Genomic DNA, 15,146 nt, shown 5'->3' on the forward strand with positions numbered 1-15,146 from the left:
GCGACGGACCTCCGGTCGACCGGAGGCCGCCCGGGTCAGGCGTAGCGCTTCCAGCGGTCGTGCAGCCAGTGCCACTGCGAGGGGTGCCGCTCCACCCAGGCACCCAGCCGCGCGTTGAACTCCGCCATCATCGCCTCGGGCGTCCCGGGCGCGATCGGCGCCTCGACGACGATCCGCCGCCGCCCCTCCTCCCAGGGCGCGAAGGCGGGCACGAGGGGCACGCCGTAGCGCAGCGCCAGCTCGGCAGGCGACAGCGTCGTCGTCGCCGGATGGCCGAGAAAGTCCAGCACCGCCCCGTCGCGCAGATGCTGGTCCGCGAGGATCGCCATGAACCCGCCGCCGCGCAGGTGCTTCAGCATCACCCGCATCCCCTGCGCGCCCTTCGGCACGATGGGCTGGCCGCCCAGCTCGATTCCCGCGCGGAAGATTGGCTCGTAATAGGGATTGTTGTTCGGCCGATAGAGTGCCCCGGTCTCCATCCCCTCGCGCCGCAGCACGTGGCGGATCGCCTCCCACTCGCCGAAATGGCCCGACACGATCAGCGCGCCCAGCCCCTCGGCGCGGGCGGCGCGCAGCACCTCCAGCCCCGGCCCCTCGACGGGGAGCGCCTCGGCCTCGGCGGCGAGGTCGCGGTTGAACCAGATCCCGGTCAGGGTGCGCCCCGCGTTGCGCCCGATCCGCGCGATCAGCCGGTCCCGCTCCGCCTTGCCCATCGCTGGCCAGACCAGCTTCAGGTTCCGCTCCGCGCGCCGGCGCAGCGGCGTCGCGCGCACCAGCGCCTCGGTCACGCGGCCCACAACCGCGCGCCGCCGCGCCAGAGGCAGCACCGCGACCAGCGCCAGCAGCACGCGCAGCGCCCCGGCCTGCACCCTATAGGAGAGGTCCTGCATCCCCCTCCCGTGGCCCAACCGGCGGGTTTCCGCAAGGCCGCGGACGACCCGCTTGCCCGGCGCCCCGCCCCGCCGCTACGACAGCCGCCAGTCGCAACCGCCAAGAGCGCCCCAGATGGTCCGTCTCCTCTTACCTCTTCTTCTCGTGCTCGGCGCCTGCGTCGCGACGCCCGAGCCCCAGGCCGCCACCCAGGCGCGCCACAGCCTGCCGCTCTTCCCCGGCGAGACGCCCGAGACCCGCGCCCTGGTCAACAAATGGGCCGACCACTACGACCTGCCCCGCACCCTGGTCCACCGCGTCATCCAGCGCGAGAGCGACTACCGCGCCGGGGCCCGCAACGGTCCCTATTGGGGCCTGATGCAGATCCTTCCCGCCACCGCGCAAAGCATGGGTTTCTCCGGCAGCCCCTCGCGCCTGCTGGATGCCGACACTGCCCTCAAGTATTCCACCCGCTACCTGCGCGGCGCCTGGATGGTGGCCGATGGCGACGAGCAGGAGGCGATGATGTGGTATGCCCGCGGCTACTACTACGAGGCCAAGCGCAAGGGCCTGCTGCAGGAGACGGGGCTGCGCGGCAATCTCTGGCACCGCGTCGACCGGGGCGAGGCGCAGATGCCGCCGCTCGACGAGGCCGGCAACGTCCTGCCGCCCGAACCGGCCTGCACCCCCGCGCAGGGGCTCTCCCGGCTGGTTCGCGCCGAGACCTGCACCGGCTGAGTCCCCCCGGGGAACCGAATCGGCCCGCCCGCGCGTTCCCATACGTGCGCGAGCCCGATCTCATATACTATCCCGACGACCGCCCCGGCATCGCCCGCAGGCGGGCGGGGCGCGGCTGGAGCTACCGCGCCCCCGACGGCACCACCATCGACGACAAGGACGAGCGCGCGCGCATCGAGGCGCTGGCCGTCCCCCCCGCCTACGAGAGGGTCTGGATCAGCCCCCGCAAGCGCGGCCATCTGCAGGCGACCGGCTACGACGCCCGCGAGCGCAAGCAGTATCGCTACCATCCCGACTGGGCCGCCTGGCGCGCCGCCACCAAGTTCGACTTGCTGGCCCCGTTCGGCGCCGCGCTGCCCGGCCTGCGCCGCCGCATCGCCGCGGCGCTCCAGGGCGAGGCGGGCGAGCGGGACTTCGCCATCGCCGCCCTGCTGCGCCTGATCGACCGCAGCTCGATCCGCATCGGCTCCGAGGCCGCGCTGGCCGAGAACGGGACCCAGGGCGCGACGACGCTCGGCGCCCGGAACCTGCGGCTCGACGACAACGGTCTGCGCCTCGACTGGCGCGCCAAGGGCGGGCAGCGCGTCCGCCGCCAGGTCTCGGACCGGACGCTCGCGCGCGCGCTCCACGCGCTGTCGGACCTGCCCGGCGCGCCGGTCTTCGAATGGATCGACGGCGGCACCCCGCGCCAGATCCACGCCGACCAGGTCAACGAGTGGCTGCACGAGGTCACGGGGCTGGAGGGCGCCACGGCCAAGACCTTCCGCACCTGGAACGGCTCCGTCTCCGCGCTGGAGGCGGCCCGCGCCGAGGGCCCCTCCGTCACCATCCGGGCGATGACCGAGGCCGCCGCAAAGACGCTGCACAACACGCCGGCCATCGCCCGCAACAGCTACGTCCACCCCGACGTGATCGCGCTGGCCTCCGACTGGCAGGACCTGAAGGTGCCCGACGGCCCCTCCGGCCTGCGCCAGGGCGAGCGCGCCCTGCTCGCCCTGCTGAAGTGACCGCCTTCGATCCGCCCCGGCGCGCCCCGCGCAGCGCCACGCGCTCTGGCCCGACGGCGTCCTCGCCCTCGCGACGGCCTCAGGTCAGCAGCGGCACATCCCCGACCCAGCCAATCCGGTTCAGCACCCAATAGGCCCCGATGGCGGCGATGATCAGCGAGCCGGGCACGACGACGCCCGCACGATAGAACCGCGTCCCGCCGAAGGGCGCGCCCAGCAGCAGGTAGGCCACCGCAATGACCGTCAGGTGCCCGATCTCCAGCCCCAGCGCGAAGGACAGGAAGGCGGGCAGCGCCTGCGTCCCCAGCCCGAACTCCGACAGGACCGAGGCGAAGCCCAGCCCGTGGACCAGGCCGAAGACGAAGACCACCGCGATGCGCCCCCAGCCGATCCGCCGCTCGTGGGGGCCGAGGACGTTCTCGACGGCGATCCAGACGATGGAGGCCGCGATGACCGTCTCGACCAGCCACATCCAGTCCGACGGAACGGTGATCGCCCCCGTCGTGGCCAGCGCCAGCGTCCCCATATGCGCGACCGTGAAGGCAGTGACCTGCCAGACCAGCGGCCGCCAGGCCAGCGCGTAGAAGAACAGGCCCAGCACGAACAGGATGTGGTCCATCCCGTCGGGAATCACATGGGCGAAGCCGGACAGGACGTAGCGCTGCACAAGGTCGGCCAGCGGCGCCTCGGCCACGCCCAGCCGCGGCATCGGCTCGGTCGCCGCGCCCCCGGTCAGGAAGACCTCGTAGGTCGCGCCCTCGTCCACCTGCCGCACGATCAGCGCGCCGAGGCTCTCGTCCCAGCCCAGCACGACCGGCGCCTCCCCGGGCGGCAGCGCGGCCGACAGGGTCAGGGTGCTGTCGCGCCGCAGCTCCACGTCGCCCACCTCCGGCACGGCGACCGCGTCCAGCTCCGGCACCAGCGTCTCGCCGTCCGAGACCAGCGCGATCCGCGCGGCGATCCCGGACCACGCCTCCCGCAGCGCCGCTTCCAGCTCGTCGGGCGGCAGGGTGCGCAGCGCGTCGTTGCGCGACCCCAGCGGCGACCCGTCGGTATCGTCCACCGTGCCCAGGTCGATCCCGGCCAGCACCGGCTCGACCGCCATGCGCAGCACGATCCCGACCTGCGCCTCCCCGACCGAGACGTCGGCCACGGCGGGCTGCACCTCATGCGCCGAGACGGCGGCGGACAGCCCCATTGACAGCCACGCGACCAGCAGCACCCTTCCCGCCAACCAAAGGAACCCTGCCATGACCGTCCTCTCGAAAACCTTCGCCGCACTCTGCATCTTCACCCTGCCGCTGCAAGCGCACGAGTTCTGGATCGAGGCCGAGGACTACACCGTGCCGCCGGGCGGGACCGTGACCGCCACCTTCCGCAACGGAGAGCTGCTCTCCGGCTCCGCGCTCAGCTACATCCCCAACCGCTCCGCCCGGTTCGACTACATCGCCGACAAGCCGGCGGCGCCGGTCCCCGCGCGGCTGGGCGACAACCCCGCGGTCGTCCTCGAGGACCTGCCCGAGGGGCTGGTCACGCTGATCCACGAGACGCGGGAGCAGTACGTGACCTACACCGAATGGGCGAAATGGGTGAAGTTCACCGACCACAAGGATTTCGCCTGGGGCCAGCAGGCCCATCTCGACCGGGGCCTGCCCGAAGAGGGCTTCCGCGAAGGCTACTACCGCTTCGCCAAGGCGCTGGTCGCCGTCGGCGAGGGGGCGGGGGCCGACGCGGTGCGCGGGCTGCGGGCCGAGATCGTGCTGGGCAGGAACCCCTATGTCGACGACCTGTCGGACGGGCTGCCGGTGCAGGTCCTGTTCGACGGGGCGCCGAAGGCGGCGGCGCAGATCGAGATGTTCGAGAAGGACGCCGAAGGCGCGGTCGAGGTCACGCTCCACACCGCCGATGCCGAGGGCAGCGCCGTCCTGCCGGTCGCGCCCGGCCACGAGTATCTGCTCGATTCCGTCACGCTGCTGCCGCAGGAGCCGGTGGAGGCGCGCGACCCCGTCTGGCTGACCTTCTGGGCCGCGTTGACCTTCGCCGTCCCCGAGAGGTAATTCCGACGTCGGACGCATATCACCCGTGGATCACCCGCGGATCACCCCCGGAGTTCAGCCCACATGGACAAGTTCCAGACCCTCACCGGCATCGCCGCGCCGCTGCCCCTGATCAACGTCGACACGGACATGATCATCCCCAAGCAGTTCCTCAAGACGATCGAGCGGTCGGGCCTGGGCAAGAACCTCTTCGACGAGATGCGCTATCTCGACGACGGCTCCGAGAACCCGGATTTCGTGCTGAACAAGCCCGCCTGGCGCGACGCGCAGATCATTGTCGCCGGTGACAATTTCGGCTGCGGCTCCTCGCGCGAACACGCGCCCTGGGCGCTGCTGGACTTCGGCATCCGCGCCGTGATCGCGCCCAGCTACGCCGACATCTTCTACAACAACTGCTTCAAGAACGGCATCCTGCCCATTGTGCTGCCGCAGGATCAGGTGGATGCTCTGATGAAGGACGCCGAGAACGGCGCCAACGCCCGCATCACCGTCGACCTGGAAGCGCAGACCGTCACCGCCCCCGACGGCACCGTCTACGCCTTCGCCATCGATGCGTTCAAGAAGCACTGCCTGCTCAACGGCCTCGACGATATCGGCCTGACGATGGAGAAGGCGGCGGCCATCGACAGCTTCGAGACCGGTATGGAACAGGCCCGTCCCTGGGTCTAGGTTAACGTCACTCTATAACTCACTGATATTACAGGCCTCCCTTCATCCAGAAGGGGGGCCTGATGCTTTCCGGGCACAGGATTCCCGCAATGGGATTCCGTTGGTCGCCAGCAACTTGCGGGCCGAAGTTAATAAAGGCACCTTCAAGGCAAGAATGAGGCAGCCGCCTATCGAGGCGGGTCGGACAAGAAAGGGGAGCGGCGCAAGATCGTCCCCGCCAACGAGGATCGGTATAGCAGTGATATCGCAGCTTCCTGGCGCCACGGCGCGGGCTTTCATGATCGTCCTGCTCCTGTTGACGCCGTCGCTGCTGCTCGGCGGCACCTCCTCGCAGATCTCCGACGCGATCCTGCTGCTGGCGATCTTCGGCGCCGCCTTCGTCTTCGTCGAATACGCCGCGATCTATCCCGGCCTGATCGAGTTCCGCGACGCCCCGCCCTTCAACCGCGTCCGCTTCTCGATGCTGTTCCTCTCGGTCCTGCTGATCGCGCTCGCCACCCGCGGGATGGAGACGCCCTCGACCCTGACCCGCATCGTCCAGGCGCTCGGCCTGCTGCTGGGCCAGTCGATGGACTTCCCGCTCTCGCCGATCCGCCTGCTGATGTCGCTGCTGCCCGAGGGCACCGGCCTCGTCGAGGCGCAGATCGTGCGCATGGCGGCGGGCATCGCCTATCTCGTGTCGCTGGTGGGGCTTACGGTCTTCGCCATCATGATCCGGCTCAACAACTGGCCCTCGCCCACCGGCAGCTTCAACGTCTGGATCAACCTGCCCACCTTCGACCCCACCGCGGGCGCCGACGTGGTCAAGCGGCTCAACCGCGACGGCGCCGTTAACATCTGGTTAGGACTTTGCCTGCCATATGTGTCGCCACCGATCGCGGTCTTCCTCGCACGATCCTACGGGGTCTCTATGCTCGACAGCGATCTCCTGCTGGTCTGGACGATGGCGCTATGGGCATTCTTTCCCGCCTCGCTGTTCCTGCGCGGCATCGCGATGCGGCGGCTCGCGCTGATGATCTCGCAGAAGCGCCGCCGCTACGGCGGCCCCGGCGGCGACGAGGATCCGGCCTTCCTGCCGGCCTGATCGCGCTCGCCCTCTGGGCCGCGCCCGCCTCGGCCGAGACGCTGCGCGTCGCGACCTACCATACCGAGCTCAGCCGCAGGGGCCCCGGCCTCATGCTCCGCGATCTGGAGCGGCGGAAGGATCAGGCGCAGGCCGTCCTCGACGTCATCGCCGCGGCGCGGGCCGACGTGATCCTTCTGCTCGACGTCGACTGGGACCACAGCGCACGCGGCGCCGAAGCCCTGCGCGCCGCGCTGGCCGAGGACGGGCTCGATTATCCGCATCTCGTCGCGCGCGCGCCCAATGCCGGGCGCCCCAGCGGCTTCGACCTCGACGGGAACGGCCGCCTGGGCGAGGCGCGGGACGCGCTGGGCTATGGCCGCTTCACCGGCGATGGCGGCATGGTGCTGCTGTCGCGCCACCCGCTCGGCCCGGTCGAGGACCTTTCGGATACGCTCTGGTCGGCACGCGGCCCGATCCCGACCGAGGTGCTGCCGCTTGAGGCCGCGGAGACGGTGCCCCTCGCCAGCGTCGCACAATGGATCGTGCCGCTGCACGTCGGGGCGACCGAGCTGACGCTGGTGACGATGAACGCCAGCATCCCGATCTATGACGGGCCCGAGGACCGGAACGGCCGCCGCAACGCCGACGAGCTGGCCTTCGTGGCGGAACTGGCGGGGACCGCCGCGATTCCCGTCGTCCTTGGCCGCGCCAATCTCGACCCTCGGGACGGGGAGGGCCAGCGCCCCGCGCTCGCCGCCCTGCTCGCCCATCCGAAGCTGCGCGACCCCGCCCCGCGCGGCATGGGCGGCGGCGGAGAGGGCCATGCCGGCGATCCGGCGCTCGATACCGCCGATCTGGGCGGACCGGGGCCGCTGCGGCTGGACTACGTCCTGCCCGCGCGGTCCCTTCCCGTCGCGGGTGCCGGCGTGGACTGGCCCGCCGCCGGGGACCCGCGCGCCGAGGCGGTCGCGGCCGCGAGCCGCGGGCGGCTGGTCTGGGTCGACCTGGCGCTTCCTTGACCCCCCGGGGGCAGCGGCGTAACCCCTGCGCCGTAACCAGCGAAAGGCCCCCTGACATGGCGACCCACTCCCTCCTGATCCTGCCGGGCGACGGCATCGGCCCCGAGGTCATGGCCGAGGTGCGGCGGGTCATCGACTGGTTCGGCGCGAACCGGGGCCTGAGCTTCGACGTCTCCGAGGATCTGGTCGGCGGCGCCGCCTACGATGCACACGGCACCCCGCTGACCGACGAGACCATGGCCAGGGCACAGGAGGTCGACGCCGTCCTGCTGGGCGCCGTGGGCGGGCCGAAATACGACAAGCTGGATTTCTCGGTGAAGCCGGAGCGCGGCCTGCTGCGCCTGCGCAAGGAGATGGACCTGTTCTCGAACCTGCGGCCCGCGCAGTGCTTCGACGCCCTGGCCGACTTCTCGTCGCTCAAGCGCGAGGTGGTGGCTGGCCTCGACATCATGATCGTGCGGGAGCTGACCTCCGGCGTCTATTTCGGAGAGCCGCGCGGCATCCACAAGGAAGGCAACGAACGGGTCGGCATCAACACCCAGCGCTACACCGAATCCGAGATCGCGCGCGTCGCGCGGTCGGCCTTCGAGCTGGCCAGGAAACGGTCGAACAAGGTCTGCTCGATGGAGAAGGCCAACGTGATGGAATCCGGCATCCTCTGGCGCGACGTCGTGCAGGAGATCCACGACGCCGAATACCCCGATGTCGAACTCAGCCACATGTATGCTGACGCGGGCGCGATGCAGCTGACCCGCTGGCCCAAGCAGTTCGACGTGATCGTCACCGACAACCTGTTCGGCGACATGCTGTCGGACCTCGCGGCGATGCTGACCGGATCGCTCGGGATGCTGCCGTCGGCCAGCCTCGGCCTGCCGATGGCGAACGGCCGGCCCAAGGCGCTCTACGAGCCCGTCCACGGCTCGGCCCCCGACATCGCGGGCCAGGGCAAGGCCAACCCCATCGCCTGCATCCTGAGCTTCGCGATGGCGCTGCGCTATTCCTTCGACGAAGGCGAGAACGCCGACCTGATCGAAGCGGCGGTCGAGAAGGTGCTGGCGGACGGCGTCCGCACCGCCGATCTGATGGGTCCCGAGGGCGGCAGCCCTGTCTCGACCAGCGGCATGGGCGACGCGGTTCTGGCGGCGCTCGACGCCGCCTGACGCGGAGCCGCGCGGCCCTCGTCGACCCTCCCTCGGCCCGCCTCTGGCGGGCCGTTCCCATTCGGAGGCTCCGGGTCGCGGACCCGTCGGCGGGAAGGCGCGCGCCTCGCTTTCGCGTTTCCCCTTCCGTCCCGGGCGCGCTATAGCGCCGGACGACAATATCGGCCCCAGATGACCGTGCCGGGCATCGCCCTTTCGGGAGCGTTTCGGGGCTTCACCGATTCAATCGAATCGCCCAACGCTTCAGGCGGGGGCCAGACGAAACGCGCCGCACCGTCGGGAGGTCGGGCGCGGCCAGCAGACCGGAAGACCCATGCCCGACCGCAACTCCCCCCTCTTCGGCATCGCGCTGGCACTGCTGTCCTTCGCGCTGTTCTCGACCCACGACATCGCGGTGAAGCTGCTGGGCGGCAGCTATGCCGTCTTCCAGGTCGTGTTCTTCAGCGCGCTGTTTACCTTCCCGCTGGTGACGCTGATGCTGCTGAGCGACGTGCAGCCGGGGACGCTGCGCCCGGTCCATCCGTGGTGGACGGCGGTGCGCACCGTCTCGGCGGTGATCACCGGCTTCGGGGCGTTCTACGCCTTCTCGGTGCTGCCGCTGGCGCAGGTCTACGCGATCATCTTCGCGTCGCCGCTGGTGATCACGGTGCTCTCGATCCCGATCCTGGGCGAGCGGGTCGGGCTGCACCGGGCCGGCGCCGTGGTGGTCGGGCTGGCCGGGGTCCTGATCGTCCTCCGCCCCGGCGACCTGCAGCTGGAGCTCGGCCATCTCGGCGCGCTGGCGGCGGCGTTCTTCGGTGCCCTCTCGGCGGTCGTCATGCGCAAGATCGGGCGGGACGAGCGGACGGCGGTGATGATGCTCTATCCGCTGGTGGCGAACTTCGTCGTGATGGGCTGCCTGCTGCCCTTCGTCTACCAGCCGATGCCGCTGCCGGATCTCGGGCTCTGGGTGATGATGGCGGTGCTGGCCTTCGCCGGGGGCCTGTTCCTGATCCAGGCCTACCGGCGCGCCGACGCGGTGCTGGTCGCGCCGATGCAGTACAGCCAGATCATCTGGGCGGCGCTCTATGGCTGGCTGTTCTTCGGGGAGTCCATCGACCTCCAGACCGGGATCGGGGCGGCGGTGATCATCGTCTCGGGCCTCTACATCGTGCTGCGCGAGGGGCGCGGACGCTCGGCGAACTCGCCGGTGCTGCGCACCCGCTCCCGCCCCGAGACGGGCACGGCGTTCCGGGTCTCGCCGCTGCTGCCGGACGAGGCGCGCGAGGTGCCGCGGGCCGAGCCCTGACCGCGCGGAACGGTCGGGCCGCCGCAATCCCCCCTTGCCACTTGCGGCGGGGAAGGATACCTCGCCCCCACGGTCGGGCAGTGGCGCAGCCTGGTAGCGCACCTGCTTCGGGAGCAGGGGGTCGGAGGTTCGAATCCTCTCTGCCCGACCATGACGATCCCCCCGCCCAGGCGCCCGCTCCGGGCTCTCGATTGGCGACGTCTCGCTAGTCGACCACGCGGATCAGCTTCCGTTCCAGCACGCGCAGCACCGTCGCCAAATCGTGGCCGCGGCGCAGGATGCGGCCGTCCATGCCGATGACGCAATACTGGCCCTGGCGCGCAGCCATCTTCGGGCGTTTCTCGATGCGATACATCGGCTGCTCGGCGGTGCGGCGGAAGACCGAGAAGATCGCCACGTCGCGCAGGCTGGAGATGCCGTAGTCGCGCCATTCGCCCGCGGCGACCATCCGCCCGTAGAGCGACAGGATCACGCCCAGCTCGGTGCGGTGGAAATGCACGGTCTCGGGCAAGGGCGTCGCAGGCGTCATGCTTTACAGTTACGGTCGGAAGGCGCCAGATCAAGCGCCGTCATGCGTCGGTGACTCGTGCGATCGCCTCGGCGCGGCGCGGAAGCCACCACGACAGGCCGCCGCGGACCGGGCGGACCCCACCGCTCGACATGACGGCCGATATCCCCGGACGCTCCCTGGGGGCCGACCCGATCGTCCGGCGCGTTAACCTCGCCCAGATCCCGCCGCGAAATCACCCGCGACGGATCACGCGACGGACCCGGAAGCGCCCAGCCGCTCCGTCACACCTGTTCTCGTAGGAGCGAAAGCTCGAAGTCCCCGGCGCGGCGCTTCCCTTGCCCCCACCCTGAGTGCCGCACCGGGGACGCTACCCCCTCCTGACGGGGCGTCTGCCGATCGAGGGCTCCGACCCGCCGTGGGTCGGAGCCCGACGCCCCTCAGGCCCGGACCAGCTTCTCGTAGGCCTCGGCGATGTCGCGCGTCATCGCGCCCACCTCGAAATTGTAGTCGCCGATCTGCCCCACCGGCGTCACCTCGGCCGCGGTGCCAGTCAGCCAGCACTGTTCGAAGCCTTCCAGCTCCTCCGGCATGATGTGGCGCTCATGGACCTTGATCTGGCGGTCGCGCAGCATGCCCAGCACGGTCTGCCGGGTGATCCCGTTCAGGAAGCAGTCGGGATCGGGCGTGTGCACCTCGCCGTCCTTGACGAAGAAGATGTTGGCGCCCGTCGCCTCGGCGACGTAGCCGCGATAGTCGAACATCATCGCGTCCGAGCAGCCCTTCGCCTCGGCGGCGTGCTTCGACATGGTGCAGATCATGTAGAGCCCGGCGGCCTTGGCATGGCTCGGCGCGGTCTCGGGCGAGGGACGCTTCCACTTGGCGATGTCGAGCTTGGCGCCCTTCATCTTGGCGTCGCCGTAGTAGTTGCCCCAGGCCCATGTCGCGACCGCCATGCGGACCGGGTTGCGCCGGGACGAGACGCCCATGTCCTCGCCCGCGCCCCGCCAGGCCAGCACGCGAACATAGGCGTCCTCCAGCCCGTTGGCCTTCATGGTCTCGTACTTGGCCGCCTCGATTTCGTCGACCGTCCAGGGGATCTCCATGTCGAGCTGGCGGCCGCTTTCGAGCAGGCGCTCGGAGTGCTTGCGCGACTCGAAGATCTTGCCCGAATAGGCCCGCTCGCCCTCGAACACGGCGGAGGCATAGTGCATCGCGTGGGTCAGCAGATGCACGTTGGCATCGCCCCAGTCGATCAGCTTGCCGTCCATCCAGATCTTGCCGTCGAGTTCGGCATAGGAACCTGCCATCGTCTCCTCCGTTCCGTTCGTTTCGCAGATATGCCCGCTCCGGACATAATGTTGCGTGGATTGTGCGTTTCGCTACCTTTCCGGTCTTGGAATGTCAACAAGGCTGACGTAGTTTCGGGACAGAGAGGTGACGATGGCAGACGATTTCAGCGACAGCGATGCGTTGCTCTTCCTGACGGACGCGCAGCTCAGGCGCGCGATCGAGGCGATGTTCTTCGCCTATCGCGGCTTCACCGCCGATCCCGACCGCATCCTGGCCGAGATGGATTACGGCCGCGCCCATCACCGCGCGATCCACTTCATCCAGCGCTCGCCCGGGACGACGGTGACGAACCTGCTCGCCATCCTCGGGGTGACCAAGCAGTCGCTGAACCGCGTCCTGCGCACCCTGATCGAGGACGGCCTGGTCGAAAGCCGCGTCGGCCCCCGCGACCGGCGCGAGCGGCATCTCTACCTGACCGAGGCCGGCGCCGCGCTCGAGGCGGAGCTGTCGACCGCGCAGCGTGCGCGGATGCGCGCCGCCTTCCGCGAGGCCGGCCCCGAGGCCGTCGCTGGATTCCGCCAGGTGCTTGAGCATATGATGGACCCCGAACTGCGCCGCGTCTTCGCGGCCGCCAGGGAAGGGGACCGATGAACCAAGCCGACGTGCCGGGCCACCAGGTCCATGTGCTCTTGGTCGACGACGACGAGCGGATCCGGTCCCTGCTCCAGAAGTTCCTGATGCGCAACGGATACCTGACGACCGCCGCCCGCGATGCGAACCATGCGCGGCGGCTTCTGGCGGGGCTCGACTTCGACATCGCGATCCTCGATGTGATGATGCCGGGCGACAACGGCTTCGTCCTCTGCGCCGAGATCCGCGAGACGCGGGAGATGCCGATCCTGCTGCTGACCGCCAAGGGCGAGACCTCGGACCGGATCACCGGGCTGGAGGCGGGGGCGGACGACTATCTGCCCAAGCCCTTCGAGCCGAAGGAGCTGCTGCTGCGGCTCAAGGCCATCCTGCGCCGCGCGCCGCGCGGCGGCGGCGCGATGCCGAAGATGCTGCATCTCGGCCCCGTCCGTTATGATCTGGAGCGCGGAGAGCTCTGGCAGGACGGCGCGCCGGTGCGGCTGACGGCGACCGAAACCTTGCTGATGCGGATCTTTGCCGAGACCCCGCACGAGGCGGTCAGCCGCAGCACCCTGGTCGAACGCCTGGGCCGCGACGACGGCGGCACCAACGAGCGCGCCGTGGACGTGCAGATCACCCGCCTCCGGCGCAAGCTGGAGAGCGATCCGAAACAGCCGCGCTACCTGCAGACGGTGCGCGGCGAGGGCTACATGCTGGCGCCCGACTGAGATGGCGGGGCGAGGGGGTGCTGCGCAGGGTCGCGCCGGTCACCCCTCGCGCTCCCCGGCATGATTCCGAAGCATCGAAGGAGGGGCCATGACGCTCGTCATCACGCATCCCGACGCCTTGCGGCACGAGAACCCGCCCGGCCATCCCGAACAGGTGGCGCGGCTGAAGGTCGTGCTGGCGGCGCTGGAAGGGATGGAACTGGACCGCGAAGAGGCGGTCGAGGCGGAGGACGCGGCGCTGCTGCGCTGCCATCCCCGCGACTATCTTGACCGGATCGCCGCCGCCGTGCCGGCCGAGGGCTGGGCGCAGCTCGACCCCGACACCTTCCTGTCGCCGGGGACCTGGCGCGCCGCGCGGCTGGCGGCGGGCGCGGCGGTGCGGGCCGTCGACGCGGTGATGGCGGGCGAGGCGCGCAACGTCTTCTGCGCCATGCGCCCGCCCGGGCACCATGCCGAGACGGCCACGCCCATGGGCTTCTGCACGCTGGGCAACGTCGCCATCGCCGCCCGCCACGCGCTGGAAGCCCACGGGCTGCAGCGCGTGGCGGTGGTCGACTTCGACGTCCATCACGGCAACGGCACGCAGGATCTTCTGTGGGACGAGCCGCGCGCGCGCTTCTGGTCGACGCACCAGATGCCGCTCTGGCCCGGCAGCGGCGCCCCATCGGAAACCGGGCCGCACGGCACCATCACCAACCTGCCCCTGCCCCCCGGCTCGGACGGCGCGGCCTTCCGCGCCGCGATGGAGCGCGAGATCCTGCCCGGCCTCGACGATTTCGCGCCCGAGCTCCTGCTGATCTCGGCCGGGTTCGACGCGCATCGCGCCGACCCGCTGGCGCAGCTGGAATGGGAGACCGAGGATTTCGCCTGGGCGACGGAGCGGCTCTGCGACCTGGCCTGGGCGCATTGCGAGGGGCGGGTGGTCTCGTGCCTGGAAGGCGGCTATGACCTCGACGCGCTGGCCGCGGCGGCCGCCGCCCATGTCGACGTGCTCAGGAGGCGAACCGATGGCTGACACCCCCGTCAGGAAACTGTCCTTCGAGGAGGCCATCGCCGAGCTGGAGCAGGTGGTGAACCGGCTCGACTCCGGCGACGTGCCTCTGGACGAGTCGATCAAGCTCTACGAGCGGGGGGCCGAGCTGAAGGCGCATTGCGAGGCCAAGCTGAACGAGGCCGACGCCAAGGTCCGCCAGATCACGCTGGACGCGCAGGGCCAGCCGACCGGGACGACCGACCCGCAGTGAGCTTCGCCGAGGATCTGAAAGCGGCGCAGGCGGAAGTGCAGCGCGCGCTCGACGCCGCGTTCGCCCCGTTCGACGGGCCGGTGGGCGACGCGATGCGCTACGCGACGCAGGGCGGCAAGCGGCTGCGCGCCTTCCTGGTGCTGGAATCGGCGGCGCTGTTCGACGTGCCGCGCGCCCGCGCGCTGCGCGCGGCGGCGGCCATCGAATGCCTCCACGCCTATTCGCTGGTCCATGACGACCTGCCCTGCATGGACGACGACGACCTGCGGCGCGGCCAGCCCACCGTCCACCGCAGGTGGGACGAGGCGACGGCGGTGCTCGCAGGCGACGCCCTGCAGACGCTGGCCTTCGAGCTGCTGGCCGACCCCGCCACCCATCCCGATCCGGGCGTGCGGGCCGAGCTGGTGCTCTGGCTCGCCCGCGATGCCGGAGCGGCGGGGATGGTTCGGGGGCAGGCGCTCGACATCGCGGCCGAGACGGCGGCGGCGCCTCTGACGCTGGAGCAGGTGACGGAGCTGCAGCGGCTCAAGACCGGGCGGCTGCTGGAATGGCCCTGCCGGGCGGGGGCGCTGCTGGGCGGCGCGGACCCGGCGCCACTGGTGGAATACGCGGCGAAGCTGGGCCTCGCCTTCCAGATCGCGGACGACCTGCTGGACGTCGAGGGCGACGCGAAGCTGGCGGGCAAGGCGCTGCGCAAGGACGAAGCGGCGGGCAAGGCAACCTTCGTGTCGCTGCTGGGCGCCGAGGCCGCGCGCGCGCGGGCCGAGGCGCTCGTGCGGGAGGCGGAGATGTCTACTTTGATTTACACCCCGAAAGGCGCTAATCTCACGCATGTCGCCCGCTATGTGGTGACAAGAGACAGGTGACAG

Annotated in this window: 17 protein-coding genes and 1 tRNA gene; 14 read left to right on the forward strand and 4 right to left on the reverse strand. The window is 70.4% G+C overall.

The window, feature by feature from the left end; all coding sequences use genetic code 11:
* Positions 1-35 precede the first annotated feature (35 nt).
* On the reverse strand, positions 36-890 hold the full coding sequence (locus tag DR046_RS11275; RefSeq protein ID WP_115382490.1) for a lysophospholipid acyltransferase family protein: 855 nt from the start codon (positions 888-890) through the stop codon (positions 36-38).
* A 115-nt stretch (positions 891-1,005) separates the two neighbouring features.
* On the opposite strand from DR046_RS11275, the gene DR046_RS11280 reads away from it, so the two are divergent.
* A complete protein-coding gene (locus tag DR046_RS11280; protein WP_115382491.1) occupies positions 1,006-1,608 on the forward strand; it encodes a lytic transglycosylase domain-containing protein in 603 nt (200 codons plus the stop codon).
* A 44-nt stretch (positions 1,609-1,652) separates the two neighbouring features.
* A complete protein-coding gene (locus DR046_RS11285) occupies positions 1,653-2,615 on the forward strand; it encodes a DNA topoisomerase IB (protein ID WP_115382492.1) in 963 nt (320 codons plus the stop codon).
* Positions 2,616-2,694: 79 nt separating this feature from the next.
* On the opposite strand, the gene DR046_RS11290 is transcribed toward DR046_RS11285, so the two are convergent.
* Complete coding sequence (locus DR046_RS11290; RefSeq protein WP_115382493.1) at positions 2,695-3,867, reverse strand: HupE/UreJ family protein; 1,173 nt, start codon at positions 3,865-3,867, stop codon at positions 2,695-2,697.
* Here DR046_RS11290 and DR046_RS11295 point away from each other — a divergent pair.
* The 7 genes from DR046_RS11295 to DR046_RS11325 all read left to right on the forward strand — a co-directional run bounded on the left by DR046_RS11295 (position 3,866) and on the right by DR046_RS11325 (position 10,025).
* Complete coding sequence (locus DR046_RS11295; protein WP_115382494.1) at positions 3,866-4,672, forward strand: DUF4198 domain-containing protein; 807 nt, start codon at positions 3,866-3,868, stop codon at positions 4,670-4,672. The two genes, DR046_RS11290 and DR046_RS11295, sit on opposite strands and share 2 nt — an antisense overlap.
* Before the next feature lie 63 nt (positions 4,673-4,735).
* Complete coding sequence (leuD, locus tag DR046_RS11300; protein WP_115382495.1) at positions 4,736-5,341, forward strand: 3-isopropylmalate dehydratase small subunit; 606 nt, start codon at positions 4,736-4,738, stop codon at positions 5,339-5,341.
* 277 nt (positions 5,342-5,618) lie between these two features.
* Entirely contained in the window at positions 5,619-6,425 is an 807-nt protein-coding gene (locus tag DR046_RS24205) for a hypothetical protein (protein ID WP_245190913.1), read from the forward strand.
* Between the two features lie 92 nt (positions 6,426-6,517).
* Entirely contained in the window at positions 6,518-7,426 is a 909-nt protein-coding gene (locus DR046_RS11310; protein ID WP_245190914.1) for an endonuclease/exonuclease/phosphatase family protein, read from the forward strand.
* 56 nt (positions 7,427-7,482) lie between these two features.
* Positions 7,483-8,586 carry a 3-isopropylmalate dehydrogenase gene (gene leuB / locus DR046_RS11315; protein WP_115382496.1) on the forward strand — a complete coding sequence of 368 codons (1,104 nt, stop codon included), beginning with the start codon at positions 7,483-7,485 and terminating at the stop codon, positions 8,584-8,586.
* Between the two features lie 313 nt (positions 8,587-8,899).
* Positions 8,900-9,874, forward strand: a complete 975-nt coding sequence (locus DR046_RS11320; RefSeq protein WP_115382497.1) for a DMT family transporter — start codon at positions 8,900-8,902, stop codon at positions 9,872-9,874.
* Positions 9,875-9,948: 74 nt separating this feature from the next.
* Positions 9,949-10,025 (forward strand) — tRNA-Pro (locus tag DR046_RS11325).
* A 54-nt stretch (positions 10,026-10,079) separates the two neighbouring features.
* Here DR046_RS11325 and DR046_RS11330 read toward each other — a convergent pair.
* Positions 10,080-10,403 (reverse strand): DUF2794 domain-containing protein, encoded by a 324-nt coding sequence (locus DR046_RS11330; RefSeq protein ID WP_115382498.1) that lies wholly within the window; start codon positions 10,401-10,403, stop codon positions 10,080-10,082.
* Positions 10,404-10,822: 419 nt separating this feature from the next.
* Complete coding sequence (locus tag DR046_RS11335) at positions 10,823-11,692, reverse strand: branched-chain amino acid aminotransferase (RefSeq protein WP_115382499.1); 870 nt, start codon at positions 11,690-11,692, stop codon at positions 10,823-10,825.
* 133 nt (positions 11,693-11,825) lie between these two features.
* Here DR046_RS11335 and DR046_RS11340 point away from each other — a divergent pair, with 133 nt between their 5' ends.
* The 5 genes from DR046_RS11340 (at position 11,826) to DR046_RS11360 (ending at position 15,143) form a co-directional block, all read left to right on the forward strand.
* Positions 11,826-12,326, forward strand: coding sequence for a MarR family winged helix-turn-helix transcriptional regulator (locus DR046_RS11340; protein ID WP_115382599.1), 501 nt, complete (start codon positions 11,826-11,828; stop codon positions 12,324-12,326).
* Positions 12,323-13,033, forward strand: a complete 711-nt coding sequence (locus tag DR046_RS11345; RefSeq protein WP_115382500.1) for a response regulator — start codon at positions 12,323-12,325, stop codon at positions 13,031-13,033. The genes DR046_RS11340 and DR046_RS11345 overlap by 4 nt, the downstream gene beginning before the upstream one ends.
* 88 nt (positions 13,034-13,121) lie before the next feature.
* Positions 13,122-14,048, forward strand: coding sequence for a histone deacetylase family protein (locus DR046_RS11350; RefSeq protein ID WP_115382501.1), 927 nt, complete (start codon positions 13,122-13,124; stop codon positions 14,046-14,048).
* Positions 14,041-14,277, forward strand: coding sequence for an exodeoxyribonuclease VII small subunit (locus DR046_RS11355; protein ID WP_115382502.1), 237 nt, complete (start codon positions 14,041-14,043; stop codon positions 14,275-14,277). The genes DR046_RS11350 and DR046_RS11355 overlap by 8 nt, the downstream gene beginning before the upstream one ends.
* Positions 14,274-15,143 (forward strand): polyprenyl synthetase family protein, encoded by an 870-nt coding sequence (locus DR046_RS11360; protein ID WP_209313572.1) that lies wholly within the window; start codon positions 14,274-14,276, stop codon positions 15,141-15,143. Before DR046_RS11355 ends, DR046_RS11360 begins: the two co-directional genes overlap by 4 nt.
* Positions 15,144-15,146 lie beyond the last annotated feature (3 nt).

The organism is Jannaschia formosa (genome assembly GCF_003340555.1).
Lineage (GTDB): Bacteria > Pseudomonadota > Alphaproteobacteria > Rhodobacterales > Rhodobacteraceae > Jannaschia > Jannaschia formosa.